The 16,569-nt window shown below is 70.7% G+C and carries 15 protein-coding genes; 8 read left to right on the forward strand and 7 right to left on the reverse strand.

All coding sequences use genetic code 11. From position 1 onward, the window contains the following. The first annotated feature begins 83 nt into the window (after positions 1-83). Together D7V80_RS06265 and D7V80_RS06270 are read left to right on the forward strand one after the other, a co-directional pair. Entirely contained in the window at positions 84-1,415 is a 1,332-nt protein-coding gene (locus tag D7V80_RS06265) for a ferritin-like domain-containing protein (protein ID WP_120587284.1), read from the forward strand. Continuing rightward, positions 1,412-2,086, forward strand: coding sequence for a hypothetical protein (locus D7V80_RS06270; RefSeq protein WP_147446996.1), 675 nt, complete (start codon positions 1,412-1,414; stop codon positions 2,084-2,086). Before D7V80_RS06265 ends, D7V80_RS06270 begins: the two co-directional genes overlap by 4 nt. A gap of 14 nt (positions 2,087-2,100) precedes the next feature. Here D7V80_RS06270 and D7V80_RS06275 read toward each other — a convergent pair whose 3' ends face one another. Next, positions 2,101-2,490, reverse strand: coding sequence for a helix-turn-helix domain-containing protein (locus D7V80_RS06275; protein ID WP_199738394.1), 390 nt, complete (start codon positions 2,488-2,490; stop codon positions 2,101-2,103). Positions 2,491-2,538: 48 nt separating this feature from the next. Continuing rightward, entirely contained in the window at positions 2,539-3,021 is a 483-nt protein-coding gene (locus tag D7V80_RS06280; protein WP_147446997.1) for a hypothetical protein, read from the reverse strand. A gap of 142 nt (positions 3,022-3,163) precedes the next feature. Between D7V80_RS06280 and D7V80_RS06285 the strand changes: the two genes are divergently transcribed. Both D7V80_RS06285 and D7V80_RS06290 read left to right on the forward strand, forming a co-directional pair. Continuing rightward, the gene (locus D7V80_RS06285) at positions 3,164-4,423 is read left to right on the forward strand and encodes a C39 family peptidase (protein WP_120587287.1); all 1,260 of its coding nucleotides are present in this window, start codon (positions 3,164-3,166) and stop codon (positions 4,421-4,423) included. A gap of 239 nt (positions 4,424-4,662) precedes the next feature. Further along, the gene (locus D7V80_RS06290) at positions 4,663-6,102 is read left to right on the forward strand and encodes a glutamine synthetase family protein (protein ID WP_120587288.1); all 1,440 of its coding nucleotides are present in this window, start codon (positions 4,663-4,665) and stop codon (positions 6,100-6,102) included. Here D7V80_RS06290 and D7V80_RS06295 read toward each other — a convergent pair. Both D7V80_RS06295 and D7V80_RS06300 read right to left on the reverse strand, forming a co-directional pair. Continuing rightward, positions 6,099-6,947: a DUF1206 domain-containing protein gene (locus tag D7V80_RS06295; protein ID WP_120587289.1), complete on the reverse strand. Its 849-nt coding sequence runs from the start codon at positions 6,945-6,947 to the stop codon at positions 6,099-6,101. The genes D7V80_RS06290 and D7V80_RS06295 overlap by 4 nt on opposite strands. Before the next feature lie 127 nt (positions 6,948-7,074). Beyond that, on the reverse strand, positions 7,075-7,881 hold the full coding sequence (locus D7V80_RS06300) for a S9 family peptidase (RefSeq protein ID WP_120587290.1): 807 nt from the start codon (positions 7,879-7,881) through the stop codon (positions 7,075-7,077). An 89-nt stretch (positions 7,882-7,970) separates the two neighbouring features. On the opposite strand from D7V80_RS06300, the gene D7V80_RS06305 reads away from it, so the two are divergent. After that, complete coding sequence (locus D7V80_RS06305) at positions 7,971-11,456, forward strand: protein kinase (RefSeq protein WP_233585177.1); 3,486 nt, start codon at positions 7,971-7,973, stop codon at positions 11,454-11,456. A 40-nt stretch (positions 11,457-11,496) separates the two neighbouring features. Beyond that, positions 11,497-11,766 (forward strand): hypothetical protein, encoded by a 270-nt coding sequence (locus tag D7V80_RS42160; RefSeq protein ID WP_199738396.1) that lies wholly within the window; start codon positions 11,497-11,499, stop codon positions 11,764-11,766. Positions 11,767-11,950: 184 nt separating this feature from the next. Here D7V80_RS42160 and D7V80_RS06315 read toward each other — a convergent pair whose 3' ends face one another. Continuing rightward, positions 11,951-12,853 (reverse strand): SDR family oxidoreductase, encoded by a 903-nt coding sequence (locus tag D7V80_RS06315; RefSeq protein WP_120587291.1) that lies wholly within the window; start codon positions 12,851-12,853, stop codon positions 11,951-11,953. Between the two features lie 81 nt (positions 12,854-12,934). Here D7V80_RS06315 and D7V80_RS06320 point away from each other — a divergent pair, with 81 nt between their 5' ends. Then, complete coding sequence (locus D7V80_RS06320; RefSeq protein WP_120587302.1) at positions 12,935-13,567, forward strand: TetR family transcriptional regulator; 633 nt, start codon at positions 12,935-12,937, stop codon at positions 13,565-13,567. A 17-nt stretch (positions 13,568-13,584) separates the two neighbouring features. Here D7V80_RS06320 and D7V80_RS06325 read toward each other — a convergent pair whose 3' ends face one another. Together D7V80_RS06325 and D7V80_RS06330 are read right to left on the reverse strand one after the other, a co-directional pair. Next, positions 13,585-14,079, reverse strand: a complete 495-nt coding sequence (locus tag D7V80_RS06325; protein ID WP_120587292.1) for a hypothetical protein — start codon at positions 14,077-14,079, stop codon at positions 13,585-13,587. A gap of 77 nt (positions 14,080-14,156) precedes the next feature. Then, entirely contained in the window at positions 14,157-15,812 is a 1,656-nt protein-coding gene (locus tag D7V80_RS06330) for a sigma 54-interacting transcriptional regulator (RefSeq protein ID WP_120587293.1), read from the reverse strand. Positions 15,813-15,992: 180 nt separating this feature from the next. On the opposite strand from D7V80_RS06330, the gene D7V80_RS06335 reads away from it, so the two are divergent. Then, positions 15,993-16,569, forward strand: a 577-nt coding sequence (locus D7V80_RS06335; RefSeq protein ID WP_120587303.1) for a DUF2378 family protein, incomplete at its 3' end; no start/stop codon positions are given.

Genomic DNA, 16,569 nt, shown 5'->3' on the forward strand with positions numbered 1-16,569 from the left:
GGAAGGGGGGACTTCACTGAGAAGACGCCCTGGCATCCGCATTGCTCAGGGCCCTGGACACACTTCCATCCCAGGAGCCTCCCTTGAACATCCATCGACTGCGCCGTCTCTTCTCGCGGGCCCTGCACGCCTCGCTCGCCACGCCCCTGGTGCTGGCGGGCTGTGACGGCACGGAGGGCAGCGTGGACCTGAAGGACTACTCGGAGGTCGCGTGCTCGGCGCATGGCTTGTCCGTGAGTGACCTGACGCTGACGCCGGAGCAGGACTTCGTGCAGCTGCGCTACCTCAACTCCAACGGAGGCCAGGCGCCCGCCACCTACGTCAACGTGAGCTCCTCCGGCGACCCCTGCGCGACGGCCACGGACGTCCCCGCGTGCACGACCGCGCTGGAGAAAGCGAACGTCACCTCCGGCTTCCACAACGTCTGCGTGGACTTCTGCAGCGAGTCCTTCCTGGTGACGACCCGGGGTGACGAAGTGAAGACGCACTCGACGCTGGAGGAGCTCCAGCAGGTGCTGGGCACCATCGACACGGAGCAGGAGGCGGTGCTCAAAACCTTCGCGGCCGGCTACGCCGTGAGCTGCCACGAGCTGAGGGGCGGCGCGGTGAAGAAGAACGCGGATGGCAGCTTCAACGTCATCGGGACGAAGGGCTACGCCTGCGGGCCGGGCACGGAGCTGACGCAGCACGTGGTGCGGGTCTCCGCGTCCGGCGAACTCCAGGAGCAGGAGAAGCGGGTCCTGGAGAAGGGAGACCCCAACTGCAACATCGGCCGGCGGCCGGTGGGGCTCCAGGTCGCGGAGGCCTGCGAGAGCCCGGAGGCGCTGGGCCGCTACTTCGCGAACGCGGCGCACCTGGAGGCGGCGTCCGTGCACGCGTTCCTGCGGCTGCGGGATGAACTGGCACTGCACGGCGCGGACGTGGGCCTCCAGGACGCGGCTCGAAGGAGCGCCATGGAGGAGGTCCAGCACGCCCGGGTGACGGAGCGGCTCGCGCACCGCTTCGGAGGCACGCCCCAGCGTCCGGTGGTGGAGGAGCTGCCGCCGCGCTCCCTGATGGACGTGGCGCTGGAGAACGCGGTGGAGGGCTGCGTGCGGGAGACGTACGGCGCGCTGCTCGCGCACCATCAGGCGCTGCACGCGCGCGACCTGGAGGTGCGCGAGGCCATGGTCCGCATCGCGGAGGACGAGACGCGGCACGCGGCGCTGTCCTGGGACATCGACCAGTGGGCTCGGCCGCGGCTGTCCGCGGGGGAGCGTGAGGCACTGCGTGAGGCCCAGAAGCGCGCGGTGGCGGCCTTGCGCGAGGACGTCGCGGTGCCGCTCGACGCGAGCATCATCACGCTGGCGGGCATGCCCACGCCGGAGGCAGCCCTGGCGCTGCTGGACACGCTGGAGCAGGACCTCTGGGCATGAGCCGCCTCGTCTCACGAGCCCTGGTGGGCATGACGCTGCTGCTGGCCGGCTGTGATTCCTCGGCGGACACGGACGGATACAAGCAGGTGGACTGCTCGTATTGGTGGAGCCGCCAGCCGCTCTTCGATGACCTTCGTCCCTCGGCGGGGCTGGATGCGGTCCAGGTCCGCGGCACGCGCGAGCAGCCTCTTTCGGAGGGTCCGGCCTCCGGCAGCATCGCCTCCTGGGGGCAGGCCTGCGCGACAGCCACCGACATCCCCGCGTGTCAGGCGGCCGTGGAGGCGGCACGGCCTTCCGAGGGCTTTCACTCCACCTGTTACGCGGACACCTGCGCCTACCACTTCCTGCTCACGACACAGGGGGACCAGGTGCGGACCCATTCCACGCCGGCCTCCGTCCGGGAGGTGCTGGGGACCATCGACACGGAGCAGGAGGCCGTCCTCATGGTCTACGCGATGGGTTACGACTTCCTCTGCTACGACGTGGACCAGGGGGGTGTGAAGGCGAACGCGGACGGTAGCTTCGACGTCATCGGCTTCCGGGGCATCCAATGCGACGGGGACATTCCCATCACGCAGCACGTCTTCCACGTGCCCGCGTCCGGAGAGGTCCGCGAGCTGGAAAGCCACGTGCTCCAGGGCGGCGAAGAGACGTGCGGCGCGCCCCCTTGAGCCAGCACCGCCAGTCACGCGGGCTCGAGCTCGCGTGACCGGGGCGCCCCCTTCCGCACGGTGCGGCCCTTCTTCGAGGCGACAGTGCGGCGGGGCCGAGTGGGAGCCACGGCGCTGCCCACGGGCTCCAACCGGAAAACGTGGCCCATGGCATGGGCCATCCGGAAGAGCGTCAGTCCGGTGGCGTTCGCCTTTCCCGACTCAATCTTGCTGATCTCACTCTGGGGCACGCCCGCTCTCGCGGAGAGCTGCGCCTGCGTCAGGCCCTGCGCCTTCCGCAGCATGGCCAGCTCCCGGGCGATGCGGAAACGGTCGCGCTGGGCCTGAAGCTCCGCTTGAGCGGCAGGTCCCTCGGCCGTGGCTTCCTTCTCCACGAAAGCAGTCAGGTCCTTGAGGGTGCGCACGAGTCCTCCCACCAGAACGATATTCCTATAACCCATAATCAGCAACCGCTACTTCCCGTCCTTGGGCTTCCCTGCCCCCCTGTTCCGCTGCTTCTCGCGATGTTTGAACCGGACGAGTCGAGCCTCCGCGATAGCAATCTGCTGCTGCTGGTATCGCTTGGACGTGTTGCGCCCCTTGTCGTAGCCGTGGAGCACCAACGCCCGTTTGCGCCCATGCGGATGGAAGAAGATGCGAAGGAGGATCTCCTCGCCCATGTCCTCCGGATGAGGTTCCCTGGGCGGTTTGCCAACGCGCTTCAGGAGTTGCGCCGCGTCTTGTCGCAAGCGCAGCTCGATGACGCCGCCTCCCAGGTTCTTGCCGAACTCAGTGCCCACGATGTCGGGGCCCATTGGCGCGACAAGCTCCTCTAACGCCGCGGTCACAGCGCGCCGCTGCGCTGGAGAAAGTTCCTCGGTCATCCATTTGAAGACGGGCGAGGAGCCATTCGCTTCCTCGTAGAACTCAACCGTATAGAGAGAGGCGTGGCTCATCGCGTCGACCCACCGGGTCGCGCACAGCGCTCTAGCAACCGCGTCTGACATTCCAGCGCCTGGACCGGCATCTGTCCGCCCGGCTGGACTTTCAAGGAATCCGACTTGAGCCCCCGCGTGGGCGTTTGCGAAACTCAGCCTCGTGAACGCCCGCGCTCGCGTCCTCTCCGCCGTCCTGCTGGCCACCTGCATCTGGGCCTGCGCCTCCTCGCCGCCATCGGCACCTCCGGACACGTCGCCGGAAGCGGGCTCGCCCGCGCGCCTGTGGCAGAAGACGTCCGTGTCGGGTGACCTCGCGCGCTTCTCCCGCGACGGCACGCGCGTCACCGCCGACGGCGCGCTGGAGCTGGATCCCTCCACCGCGAAAGAGGGCACCGACCCGTTCCCCGCGGGCGGCTGGCTCGACGGCGGCAGCTTCTACAATGGCGGCACCTTCCGCGTCGGCACCGCCACCTCCGAAGTCCAGCCCGTCCCCGGCGGCTTCGACAGCGTGGTGCCCTCCTTCGACGCCCAGACGCCTCCCGGCACCTGGGTGAAGCTCACCGTCTCCGCCCGCATCGAAGGCACCTGGACCAAGGACTACGAGCTGGGCGTCTGGGCCTTCGACACCACCACCGTCGCGCGCCACAGCGTGGACAACCAGGGCGACGCCGATGGCAACGTCCTCACCGACACCCTCAACCTCAAGCGCCGCGCGGACGCCCTGCGCGTCACCGCCCACCTCTTCTCTGAACGCCCGGACGTGAGCCCCCGCGTCCGGGCGCTCGCCGCCGCCGTCACCGACACGCGCCTCAAGCCCCAGGACGCCACGTCGGACCGCACCGGGTGGGGCGTCGTGCTCGACGTGCCGGGCTACTCGCAGATGATCTACCCCGACGGCGGCGAGGTCTGGTGCTCCCCCACGTCCACCACCATGCTGCTCGGCTACTGGAGCCGGAAGCTGGGCCGCGCGGACCTGGAGCACCCCGTGCCCACCGCCGCCGCCCACACCTATGACTGGGTCTACAAGGGCACCGGCAACTGGGCCTTCAACACCGCCTACGCCGCCAGCATGTCCAATGGCGCCCTGCACGGGCTCGTGGCCCGCTTCGACTCATTCGCCCCCGTGGAGCGCCTCGTCGCCGCCGGCATCCCCGTCAGCATCAGCATCGCCTACGAACCCGGCGAGCTCCCCGGCGGCGCCTCCCGCCGCACCGACGGCCACCTCATCGTCGTGAAGGGCTTCACCGACACCGGCGACGTCGTGGTCAACGACCCTGCTTTCGCCTCCAACGAAACCACCCACACCACCTACCCCCGCGCCGAGCTGTGGCGCGCCTGGCAGCACTCCCGGGGCGCCGCGTACGTGCTGTGGCCCGCCGGGACCACCCTGCCCGAGCAGGGGCTCGTCCCCCTGCCGTAGCGCGCGTCCGAATGTGGACACGCGGCCAACGCAGCGCGGCGCGCAGTGTCCACTGGCCGGGGCGACAGACACCCCGTCCCTTGACGTTCGAGCGTCCGTGCGCGACCCAACACGCCCTTTAGCCTTCAGTCCGCCTGAATTAGGCTTGATTTCGGGTCGCGGAATGTAAATACCTGCGCCCGTGCTTTTGATGTTCCCGCCGGTACTCCGGAACCGGGGACACGCCTGGAGGCAGGACCATGGAGCAGAAGCCGCTGCGGGACTTCCTGGAGATTCCCTACGACGAGCTGGAGGAACTCAACCTCAAGGTGAAGCGCCAGCGCCTCAAGCGCGAGTCGCCGGACAAGGTTCGCGAGGAGCGGATCAAGTACCTGACCGACGAGAAGCGCATCAAGGCCGTCACCGTGTGCTTCACCGACCTGGAAGGTCGGCTGCACATGCTGGACTACGACAAGAAGTTCCTCCTCAAGAGCGCGGACAACCTCACCTTCGACGGCTCCTCCATCCGCGGCTTCTCCGCGCAGGCGGAGAGCGACCTGCGGCTGGACGTGGACTGGAGCGCGTTCTACTGGCTGCCGTCCGACATCTTCGGTCCCGGCAAGGTGCTGGCGTTCTGCGAGGTGCTGGAGCGCGACGGCACGCCGTACCACTCGGACATGCGCGGCCAGCTCAAGCGCGCCACCGAGCAGCTGTTCCAGAAGGACGGCACCGTGTTCCACGCGGCGCCGGAAATCGAAGGCTTCCTCTTCAAGAACCGTGACGCCGAGCGCCACTACCACGAAGAGGGCAAGTTCGAGTTCATCTCCATCGGCGGCTACTACCACGCGCTGCCGGGCGACGGGCTGCGCGCCTTCATCGACAAGGCCGCCGAAGCGCAGCGCGCCATGGGCTTCGAGAACGAGAAGGACCACCCGGAGGTGGCGCCCTCCCAGTTCGAGATGAACTTCTCCTACAGCGAGGCGCTCGTCGCCGCCGACCAGATCCAGCTCTACAAGCTGCTCTGCCGTCAGGTCGCCGCGCAGCAGGGGCTGACGGCCAGCTTCCTGCCCAAGCCCGTCACGGGCGTGAACGGCAACGGCATGCACATCAACATGTCGCTGTCGAAGAACAACAAGAACCTGTTCTACGACAAGAGCGGTCAGGACGGCCTGTCGGCCATGGGCTGGGAGTTCATCGACCGGATCCTGAACAACGCGAACGACATCTGCCTGGTGCTCAACTCCAGCGTGAACTCGTACCGCCGGTTGGATCCGCACTACGAGGCGCCCAACCAGATCAAGGCCTCCGCGAACAACCGCGGCGCCATGGTGCGCATCCCGTTCGGCAACGAGCGCAGCGCGCGCGTCGAGTGCCGCTCGGTGGCGCCGGACGCGAACCCGTACATGGTGCTCTTCACGCTCTTGAAGACGGGCCTGGAGGGGCCGCAGCCGCAGGAGGACGCGGAGACCAAGCGCAGCCGCACGCGCTTCCTGCCGGACAACATCTACGACGCGGTGCGCTTCTTCAAGGGCAGCCAGTTCATCGCGCAGGCGCTGGGTGAGCAGGTGCAGGGCAAGTACGCGGAGCTGAAGGTGGCCTCCGCGGACCGCTGCCCCAAGCAGCTGGGAACCCGCGTGAAGGACGCGGAGATCCAGTTCCACCACGAGGTGACGAACCAGTACCTCTGGAACCTCTTCTAGAGCTGGCGGTAGCGCGCCTGGAGGAACAGGTAGGCGGCGTAGGCCACCAGGCCCGCCGCCACCACCCCCAGGAGCACGTCGCCCGCGGGTTGGCGGGCGACGACGGCCAGGGCCTCTCCCAGGCCCTTGGCCTCACCCGGGTTCGCGTCCACGCCCGCGAGCACCAGGAAGCCGCCGATGACGGTGAACACCACGCCTCTCGCGGCGATGCCGAACTGGCACACCCGCTCCACGCGGTGCTGATGCGACGCCGCCAGGCCCGTGAGCGCGAGCTTCTCCCGGAACTTCGCCTTCCATGCCGTATGGAACTGCTTCAGCGCGAAGCCGATGATGCCCAGCCCCACCAGCACCACCAGGACGCGGCCGAAGGGCTGCTCCATCAGCGTCGCCGTCCAGCCCTGGGTGCCCTTGCCCTTCCCCTGTGACGCGCCCACCACGGTCTTCACGGCGAACAGCGCCAGCGAGCCGTGGATGACGCCGCTCACGAAGTACATGGCGCGCGTGGCGATGCCCTTCGCGTCCGACCCCTTGTCCTCCGTGTCCGCGAACGCCTGCGCGAAGCGCCAGACGACGTAGCCGGCCAGGCCCACCGCCAGCAGCGACAGGAGCACGATGCCGAAGGGCCCCTGCGCCACGGTGGCCACCGCGCCGTGACTGTCGGTGGCGCGTCCGCCCTCGCCCGCCGCGAGCTTCAGCGCGAGCACGCCGATGATGGCGTAGACGCAGCCCTTGGCCGCGTAGCCCATGCGGCCGAGCTTCTTCGCCCAAGGGTGGTTCGCGGCTTCCTTCGCGCCGCGCGACAGCCGGTCCATGCCCGGCCCACGCATCACGTCCATTGTCGCCATGCGGTGTGCTCCTCCCGTCCTCCCGGACCGAAGGACAGGGTGCGCATCCGGCGGCGCGGACGGGCGCAAGGTGCTCCCCCCGGTTCCCCATCCGAGCGGGGGACAGGGGGCCCGGCTGCCTGGATGCTCAGCGCAGGTTCTTCACGGCCTGGACGACGCGAGGCCACTCCTTGGAGCGCGGGTCGATGAGCTCGAAGTGGCCCGCGCCCTTCAGGGGGACCAGGTGCACCGGGTCTTTCAATTGGACGCCCCGGGCGTGGAAGCCCTCGCTGACCTTGAGGGGGACGGTGTCGTCCTCGGTGCCGTGGATGAGGACCTGCGGCAGCTTCAGCGGCTGGAGCGCGGCGGGAGACGCCACGGCGTAGCGCTCCGGGACCTGCTCCGGGGTGCCGCCCATGAAGGTCTTCACGATGCCCTTCCCCAGGTCCAGCGCCGCGCCCTGCGCGAGGTCCAGCACGCCGGCCAGGGACACCACGCCCTTCAGCTTCAGCGGGGCATCGCGGTACAGCGGATGCTTCGGCGGGAGGCGGTGCCTCGCGGCCAGCCACATGGCCAGGTGTCCGCCCGCGGAGTGGCCCATGGCCACCACGTTGGAGAGGTCCAGCCCCAGCGACGGAGCCGCGCTCATCAGGTGGTCCGCCGCGGAGGCCACGTCCTCCAGGGTGCCGGGGAAGCCGCCGCCGTCCTGGCCCACGCGCCGGTACTCCAGGCTCCACGTCGCGAAGCCGCGCTTCGTCAGGTCCGCGCACAGGTGGCCCGCGTGCTCCAGGCCGTACTCGGCGCGCCAGAAGCCGCCGTGGACGAAGAGGACCACGGGGTGCGGGCCCTTGCCCTTGGGTTTGCGCAGCTCGGTGAACTGCTGCGGGGCTTCGCCATAGGCGATGCGCGCGTCCGGCGGCGGCTGCGGCGTTTCCAGGACCCACATGGAGCTCATGCCGCGCATCTTGGGAACGGGCGGCAGGACACCGCAAGCCGCGCCGCGCCGCCGTGCGTGAGGGATGGGGGCTCCGGTACGCTTCCGGCGTGCTCGAGGCAAACGAAGCGGAGCTGCGCATGGCCCTGGCCGAGGGACTGCTCTCCCGCGAGGACGTGGACGCCCTTCGCGAGGAGGCGGCGCGGCGTGGCGTGTCCCCGTTGCAGCTGCTCGTGGAGCAGGGGCGGCTCGCGGAGGATTCGCTCGTGTCGCTGCGCCGGAGCCTGGAGGTGGAGAAGAACGCCCCACCGGGTACCGCTGACGACACGCTGCCTCCGGGCGCGGCCCCTGCCTCCGTGACGGACGGTCCCGTGTTCCCGGTGCCGCACTGGACGCTCTACCGGCCCGTGAGGTTCCTGGGCCAGGGCGGCATGGGGCGCGTCTTCCTGGCCCGGGACCTGCGGCTGCACCGCGACGTGGCGCTGAAGTTCGTTCGCGACGAGGACCCGGAGCTGTCCCGCCGCTTCATCTCCGAGGCCCGCGCCCAGGCCCGCGTGGACCACGAGCGCGTCTGCCGCGTGTACGAGGTCGGTGAGGTCCAGGGCCGCGCGTACATCGCCATGCAGTACATCGCGGGGGCGCCGCTGCACACGCTCGCCGGCACGCTGTCCGTGGAGAAGAAGGCGCTCGTGCTTCGCGACGCCACGCTGGGCGTGCACGCGGCCCATCTGGCCGGGCTCGTGCACCGCGACCTCAAGCCCTCCAACATCCTCGTGGAGCGCGGCGAGGACGGCGTCCTGCGCCCCTACGTCATGGACTTCGGCCTGGCGCGAGACTGGTCCAGCGACGACGCCGCCACCGCCACTGGCACCGTATTGGGCACGCCCCAGTACATGGCCCCTGAACAGGCCCGGGGCGAGGTCACCCGGCTGGACCGGCGCGCGGACATCTACAGCCTGGGCGCCACGCTGTACCACCTGCTCACCGGCCAACCGCCTGTCACGGGTGCCAATGGATTGGAGGTGCTCGGACGCATCGCCACCCAGGAGCCTCGCCGTCCTCGTGAGCTGGACGCGGGGATCCCGGCGGACCTGGAGGCCATCGTCCTCAAGTGCCTGGAGAAGGACCGCGCACGGCGCTACGGCTCCGCGCGGGCCCTGGCGGACGACCTCACGCGGTTCCTCGAAGGGGACCGGGTCCTCGCGCGCACGGGTCCTGCGTACCGCGTGCGCAAATGGATGGCCCGTCACCGGGTCGCCGTCGTCGTCGCGAGCATCACCGGGCTCGCCATGGCGGGCGCCGTGGGCCAGGGCGTGATGGCCCGGCGGGAGGTGGCTCGCCGCGAGGCTTTGACCCGGCGCTTCACCGAAGGCGTCGAACGCATCGAGGCCCAGGCCCGCTACTCCGGCCAGGCGCCCCTGCACGACACGCGGCCGGACCGCGAGGCGATGCGCGCCCGCATGCGCGACATCGAAGCCTCCATGCGAGACGCCGGTCCCGTCGCGGAAGGCCCGGGGCACTACGCGCTGGGGCGCGGGTTCCTCGCGCTGGGGGACGAGGAGGCCGCGCTCACGCACCTGGAGGCCGCCTGGGCGAAGGGCTTCCGCGAGCCTCGCGTGGCGTATGCGCTCGCGCTGGTGCTGGGGCACCGCTACCAGCGTGAGCGGTTGGAGGCGGACCGCATCCCGGACGCGGCCAGCCGCGAGGCGAAGCGGCACGAAGCCTGGGCGCACTCCCGAGACCCGGCGCTGGCCTTCCTGGAGCAGGGCCGGGGCGCGGAGGTGCCCGCCCTCGAATACGCGGAGGCCCTCCGCGCCTTCCATCAGGAGCGCTTCGAGGACGCGCTGAAGTCGCTGGACGCGCTGGGCACGCGGCTGCCCTGGTTCCACGAAGCGCCGCGGCTCCGGGGCGACGTGCTGCTCGCTCGCGCCGTGCGCCATGCCCTGGCGAGTGAGCGCGACGCGGCCCGGGACGATCTGGAGGCCGGGCGGCGGGCCTACGACGCGGCGGCGGACATTGGCCGCAGTGTGTCCGCCGTGCACCGCGCGAGGGCGGAGCTGGAGCAGGAGGCCCTCATCCTGGAGCTGTCCGGCAAGGGCGACGTTCAGCCCGCGTACACGCGCGGCATGGAGGCCGTGTCACGCGCGCGCACGGCGGCTCCGGATGAAGCGGACACCTGGGTGCTGGAGGCCCGGCTCCACCGGCGCCTGGCCCAGGCGAGCCTCAGCAGCGGAGGCGACGTGGAGCCGCTCCTCACGCGCACGCTCGACGCGGCGAAGGAGGCGCTGAGGCTTGCTCCCGGGAAGGTGGAAGCGCGCCACGCGCTGGCCATGGGCTGGTGGCAGTGGGCCCGCTACCGTCAGGACCGGAACGAGGATCCGCGCGAACAGCTGAAGGCCGCCGTCGCCGCCTTCGAGTCCATTCCCGAGTCCGCGCGCGACTACGACTTCCACCTGGACCTGGGGCTCGTCTTCAAGGTGTGGGCGGATTCAGAGGACGGGCGCGGAGGGGATTCACTGCCCTTCCGGCAGCAGGCCATCACGGCCTATCGGCGGGCGTTGGCGCTGGATGCGAAGCGGCCGGATGCGTGGATCAACCTGGGCACGGCCTATGTGAACCGCGCCAACCATCCGCGTGCACCGTCGAAGGACGCGGACCTGGAAGAAGCCAGGACCGCGCTGGAGCGCGCGAGCACGCTCGACCCGGGGCACGTCGTCGCGTGGTTCTATCTGGCGGACGTGCACCGCGCGCTTGCATTGCGCCTGCGGGACCACGGCGGCGACGCGGGGCCAGGGCTTGCCCGAGCGCTGGCGGCCTACCGTCAGGGCGTCGCCATCAACGCGAAGCTGCCGCCGCTCCAGAACGGCGTGGGCACCATCCTGCTCGACCAGGCCCGAGAGGCGTGGGACCGGGGAGATTCGCCGGAGTCCCTGCTGGACCAGGCGGAGCAGGCCTTCCTCCAGGCCATCGCCATCGCGCCCAAGGTGGGCTTCGCGCACAACAACCTGGGTGAGGTGCGCATGTGGCGCGCGACCTGGCGCCTGCTGCGCGACCAGGATCCCACCGCGAGCGCGAAGGAGGCACAGGCCGAACTTCAACAGGCCACCACGTTGCTGCCCGGGCTCGCGGAGCCATGGGCCAACCTGGGCCACGTGCACCACACCGAGGCCGCGTACACACTGAAGCAAGGGAAGGATCCACGGCCGTCGCTCGTCCAGGCCACGGAGGCGCTGGAGCGAGCGCTCAAGCTCAACCCCTCCCTCGCGCAGGCGTGGCGATGGCGGGGCGAAGTGCGGGCGCTCCAGGCTCGCGAGGAGGTCCGACGGGGCCACAAGCCGGACGCGTCCTTCCAGGCCGCGGCGAGCGACTTCCAGAAGGCGCTGGAGCTGGATCCCGAGAACCTGGATCCGCGTCTGGCCTACAGCGCGTTCCTTCGCGAATGGGGCGTGACGGCCTCCGGCCCGGACGCACGCGCCCATCTCCAGCAGGGACTGTCACTGACCGAGACCGTGCTCACCGCGCGCCCGCAGTGGAAGGACGCAAGCACCTTGCGCGATGACCTGCGTCACGCGCTCGCGAAGCTGCCGCCGGAATGACGACAGCGGTTGTGCGCGAGGAGGCATTGCTCGGGCCTCCGTGCGTGACGACCTGGAGCAGATCCGGCTGGTGCGCGGCATCCTCGCCGTTCCAGGCGTTACCGCCCTGACGCGACGTACATGGCGTCGGACCATGCCGCTCGCCCTCCATGCCGGAATCGCCGTCTCGGATTACGCAACGGCTTGCGACTGGTACTCGCGACTGTTCGGTGGACCGCCCACGCTCGTCGCCACGCCTACCCAGGCGGACCCGGCTGTTCAAACCTGTCCGACTGTCGGACAGGTTCGTGCGGTGCGCCGCGAACGGTGAGCCCCTGCTGGATTCTCACCCTCTCATCCGTGCGGACCGACAGACCGCACGGGTCCGATGTTCTGGCGCGGCGCGCCCTCCTCACGCTCCTTGGACGGCAGGACGACGCCGGTCCAGCGGCTCCGGGCGACCTCGTGTCAGGCCTGGCGCGTAGACACGAGGCCCCTGCACTCCCCTATCGCGCTCACAGGATCGTGCCAGCGTCCGGTGCGAAGTAGTGCTCGTCGTCGAGGTCCGCCAGGAGCCCGGGCCCTTCGGGCCGCCAGCCGAGCTGTTCGCGCGTGCGGGCGCTCGACGCAGGAGCATCCAGCGCGAAGAGTGCCCCCATGAAGCCAAGGAAGTCGCCGGCCTCTGCTGGCGTCTTCGAAGCGACCGGCACGCCCACCCGGCGGCCGATGAGGGCCGCGATGTCCCGGGTGGGCACGCCCTCGTCGGCGACGGCGTGGAGCCTTGAACCCGCGGGGGCACGCTCCAGCGCGAGCCGGAAGAGCCGGGCGGCGTCGGACCGGTGCACGGCGGGCCAGCGACTCGCCCCCTCCCCGACGTAGGCAGCCACGCCCGTCCGTCGCGCGGAGGCGATGAGGTGCGGCACGAAGCCGTGGTCACCCTTTCCATGAACCGACGGCGGAAGCCGCACGATGGACGTGCGCACGCCTCGCTCGGCCAACGCGAGCATCGTCGCCTCCGCCGCGCCACGCCCCTCTGGAGCCGCCGCATCGGTCTCCACCGCGACGCGTCCCGGCGCCAGGAACAGCAGCCCCGCCGCGATGACGAGAGGCCGCTGGGAGCCCTCCAGCGCCTTGCCCATCGCATCAATCGCTCGCGCGTCGGCACGCACCGAGTCCTCGAAGCGGGAGAAGTCGTGGATGAACGCCAGATGGATGACCCCGTCCGCCTTCGCCGCTCCCGCGCGCAGGCTGTCCGGATCGTCCAGCGAACCGCGATGCACCTCCGCCCCCGCCGCCTCCAGCGCCCGGGCCGAAGCGTCCGAGCGGGCAAGCCCCACCACCTGATGTCCCGCCCCCAGCAATTCAGGAACGACCGCCGAGCCGATGAAACCGGACGCACCCGTCACGAACACGCGCATGGAAAGCCCCCTTGATGTCAGCTGCTGACATCACCTCTAACAAGTGATGTCAGTGACTGCAATCAGGTTATGCTGGTGCCCATGGGCCGCTGGGAACCCAACGCACGAGACCGGCTCGCACAGGCCGCGATGACGCTGTTCCAGGAGCACGGGTACGACCGGACGACGGTGGAGGAGATCGCCGCGCGCGCGGGGCTCACGGAGCGGACGTTCTTTCGCTACTTCACCGACAAGAAGGAGGTCCTGTTCGGGGGCTCGGACGCGCTCCACGAGCGCATCGTCACCACCATCGCGGATGCGCCTCAGGGGGCCGCGCCGCTCGACGCGGTCTCCGCGGCCCTCGAGTCGCTGACGCCCTTCTTCAAGGACCGCCGCGACCATGCGCGGGCGCGCCAGACGCTCCTCTCCGCGCACGCCGAGCTTCGGGAGCGCGAGCTGATCAAGCTGGCCTCCCTGGCCTCGGCCGCCGCGGAGACCCTGCGAAAGCGCGGCGTCACCGAACCCACCGCGAGCCTGGCGGCCGAGGCGGGCATCGCGGTCTTCAAGGTCGCGTTCGAGCGCTGGCTCGAGGACCCGAAGGCGCAGGACCTCACACGGCACATCCAGCTCGGGCTCGAAGAGCTCAGGGCCGTCACCGCGAGCACCGGCGCCGCCGTGACTCCGGCCGCGCCACCACGGCAGCCCGCCCGGCCGGCCAGGGCCCGCAAGCCCTGACGTGGCCACCGCGTGCTTCAGTCCTCGCCGCGCCCGGTGACTTCCAGCGTGCCGTTGATGGTCTCCCGGATGCCCTGGGGCTGCGTGCACCGGGAGCAGTCGCTCGTCGGGCAGGACCACAGCGACGTGGACGTTCCCGGCTCATCCCCGGCGCGCAGCTTCCAGGAAGCAACCTCACACGCAGGCACCGGCAGGGGGTTCTGCGAGTCGTGCTTGAGGAGCCCGCCGTCGGACACGCCGATGCACCGGTCCTGCTGCACCTGGGACACGAAGTGCACCGTCTGCCCGGCAAGCACCTGCACCGTCGTGCTGCTGAAGTGCACCTTGCCGTCCGAGCTGGCGGTGATGAGCACCTGGGTGCCTCCCTCGGGAGGTGTCGGGTTCACCGCGCAGGGCTGCACCGGCCCGTTGTCGGACGACGTCGCTTCGGAGGAGGTGGAACGGGCGCCACCGCTGGCACAGGCCAGCAGCAGTCCGGTGAGGCACAGCGGGAAGAGGACGCGGCTTCGCATGGGGAACCCTCCAGGGGGATGGGGACGGACGACGCGACGGCTCAGCATCCAGCGTGCCATGCGGCGTGGCCCTCCGCTCAGGTGGTCTTCGCCGTCAGCCCCAGCTCCTTCAACCGCCGCCCCAGCGCGCGCTTCGACACCTCCAGCGTGCGCACCATCGCGTCCAGGTCGCCGCCGCAGGCCTCGAAGCAGCGGGTGATTTCGTCCGCGCCCAGGTCCCCGGCGGTGCGCAGGTTCGGGCTGCGTTCGATGAGGTCGTAGACAGACGGGCGCGGAATGCCCAACGCGTCCGCCGCGGCCTTCAGGTCCCACGCGCTCGCCCGCAGCGCGGCCAGCAGCTCCGCCTCCGTCACCTGCGAGGGCTTGCGCCGGGGCACCGCCGCCTCGCGAGCCTCCGGAGCGTCAGCGCCGCGAGCCGGAGCCACGGGAGTGCCAGCCAAGGCCTGTGCGCCTCTCGGCATCGGCGCGGCCCCCGCTCCCGCCGCCGAGCCCAGCGCTTCCTCCAGCTGGGGATCCAACTGCAAGCGTGCCTGCCCCCGGCTCCCGATGACGAGCTGCCGCGTGAGGTTTCGCAGCTGGCGGATGTTCCCCGGCCACGCCGCCCGCACCAGCCGCGACGCCAGCGGCGCGGGCAGCCACGGCTCCGCGTGCGGATCCTCCGAGTCCAGCCGCGCCGCCTCGCCCAGCGCCGTCAGCTCCTCCCGCGCGAAGTGGAAGAACAACCGGCCCACGTCCTCGCGCCGTTCGCGCAGCGCGGGCACGCGCAGGTCGTAGCCCGCCAGCCGGTGCAAGAGCGGCGCCTTGAAGCGCCCGTCGCGGATCTGCTCCTCCAGGTGCGCGTCCGTCGCGGCGATGAGCCGCACGTCCACCTTCACCGGCTGGCTGGCGCCCACGGGATACAGCTCCCCCGTCTCCAGCACCCGCAGGAGCATCACCTGCACTTCCGGCGGCGCCTCGCCCACCTCGTCCAGGAACAGCGTGCCCCCGTGCGCGGCGCGGAAGAAGCCCTCGCGGTCCTGCGTGGCCCCGGAGTACGCGCCCTTCTTCGAACCGAACAGCTCCGCCGCCGCCAGCTCCTTGGGGATGGCCCCCAGGTTGACGCTGACGAAGCGCCCATCCCGGCGCGGTGACAGCCGGTGGATGGCCTGCGCCACCAGCTCCTTGCCCGTGCCCGTCTCTCCCCGGATGAGCACCGACACGTCCAGGTCCGCCACCCGTTCGATGTGCTTGCGCAGCCGCCGCAGGCCCGCGCTCTCGCCCACCATGCCCTGCGTGTCCGCCAGGCCCCCGCCGTCCAGCTCCACCATGTGCAAGAGCAGCACCACGCGGCCCGACAGCTCCAGCGCCACCCCGTCCATCAGCTCCGCCGGCCCGAAGTCCCTCGCGCCCTGGAGCGGCACACCCTCCGCGACCACGTGCGTGCCATCCTCCGGCACCGACAGGCGCACGCCCCCGGCCGCGAGGGCGGAGAGCTCCAGCGGCTTGCGGCTCACGAACGGATCCGCCAGCGGCAGCCCCAGCGAGCTGCCCGGCTTCGCGAAGTCCGGCGCGTTGCGCGACAGGGCCAGGGTCCGTCCCGCCACCACCGCGTCCAACAGCAGCCGCTCCCCCACGCGCCGGGGCACCGGATGGGACACCACCGTCAGCGCGGGCACGGCGCGGGGAGTCCCCCGTGCACCTCCGCGCTCCTGCATCGCGGCCGTGGAGACATCTGCGAGGGCGTCATGCGGCATGGCCCCCGACCCTAGCGCACCCTCCCCTCCCCCTTTCGACGCGTCGAGCCGCGCCGGCCGACCCGTCGGCCCTCTCTGCCGCACTGCGTTTTCGAACACTCCCCGGGGACTTCTTGAGTCCTGGGAACCTACCGGGTTGAGGCGGCCCCGCTCACACGGGTAGCGTGGGAGGACATGCCGATGACCCCCGAACGCCTTGTCTTCCAGCAGAGCTTCGAAGGGCTGATTCGCGCCCTGGGTGACCACCTGGACGAGCCTTGCGCGCGGCAGCTGCGCGACGTGGGCATCGATCCTCGCGGAAAGCTGGCGGTGGCCTATCCCCTGGAGGTGTGGGTGGAGTCGCTGAAGCTGGCGGCGTCCGTGCTCGCGCCCGCGGCCACGCTGGACGACGGCGCGGAGGTGGTGGGCCGGCGCTTCCTGGAGGGCTACGGGGCCACGCTCATCGGCAGCGCGCTGCTGGCGGGCGTGCGGCTTCTGGGGCCGCACCGGATGCTGGAGCGGATGACGCGCAACCTGCGCACGGGCACCAACTACCTGGAGGCGCGGCTGGAGCAGACCGGCCCCACGCGCTACGTGCTCACCTGCCGCCCGGTGGTGGTGGCCGGCTTCTACCGGGGCCTCTTCTCCGCTGGCCTGGAGATGAGCGGCGCGCACGGCGCCTCCGTGGTGCTGATGCGCGCCGCGGGCGACGCGGCCGTGTACGACCTGTCCTGGCTGCCGGAGAAGGGCGCCAGCAAGCCCCCCGAAGCGAAGCCCC

The organism is Corallococcus sp. CA054B (genome assembly GCF_003611625.1).
GTDB classification, from domain to species: Bacteria; Myxococcota; Myxococcia; order Myxococcales; family Myxococcaceae; genus Corallococcus; species Corallococcus coralloides.

What these genes read in the sequence shown, in the direction of transcription:
- D7V80_RS06295 (WP_120587289.1), bottom strand. Translation starts at nt 6,947, where the DNA reads ATGGCGACAATGGACGTGATGCGTGGGCCGGGCATGGACCGGCTGTCG.
- D7V80_RS06325 (WP_120587292.1), bottom strand. Translation starts at nt 14,079, where the DNA reads ATGCGAAGCCGCGTCCTCTTCCCGCTGTGCCTCACCGGACTGCTGCTG.
- D7V80_RS06330 (WP_120587293.1), bottom strand. Translation starts at nt 15,812, where the DNA reads ATGCCGCATGACGCCCTCGCAGATGTCTCCACGGCCGCGATGCAGGAG.
- D7V80_RS06300 (WP_120587290.1), bottom strand. Translation starts at nt 7,881, where the DNA reads ATGAGCTCCATGTGGGTCCTGGAAACGCCGCAGCCGCCGCCGGACGCG.
- D7V80_RS06290 (WP_120587288.1), top strand. Translation starts at nt 4,663, where the DNA reads ATGGAGCAGAAGCCGCTGCGGGACTTCCTGGAGATTCCCTACGACGAG.
- D7V80_RS06320 (WP_120587302.1), top strand. Translation starts at nt 12,935, where the DNA reads ATGGGCCGCTGGGAACCCAACGCACGAGACCGGCTCGCACAGGCCGCG.
- D7V80_RS06315 (WP_120587291.1), bottom strand. Translation starts at nt 12,853, where the DNA reads ATGCGCGTGTTCGTGACGGGTGCGTCCGGTTTCATCGGCTCGGCGGTC.
- D7V80_RS06270 (WP_147446996.1), top strand. Translation starts at nt 1,412, where the DNA reads ATGAGCCGCCTCGTCTCACGAGCCCTGGTGGGCATGACGCTGCTGCTG.
- D7V80_RS06280 (WP_147446997.1), bottom strand. Translation starts at nt 3,021, where the DNA reads ATGAGCCACGCCTCTCTCTATACGGTTGAGTTCTACGAGGAAGCGAAT.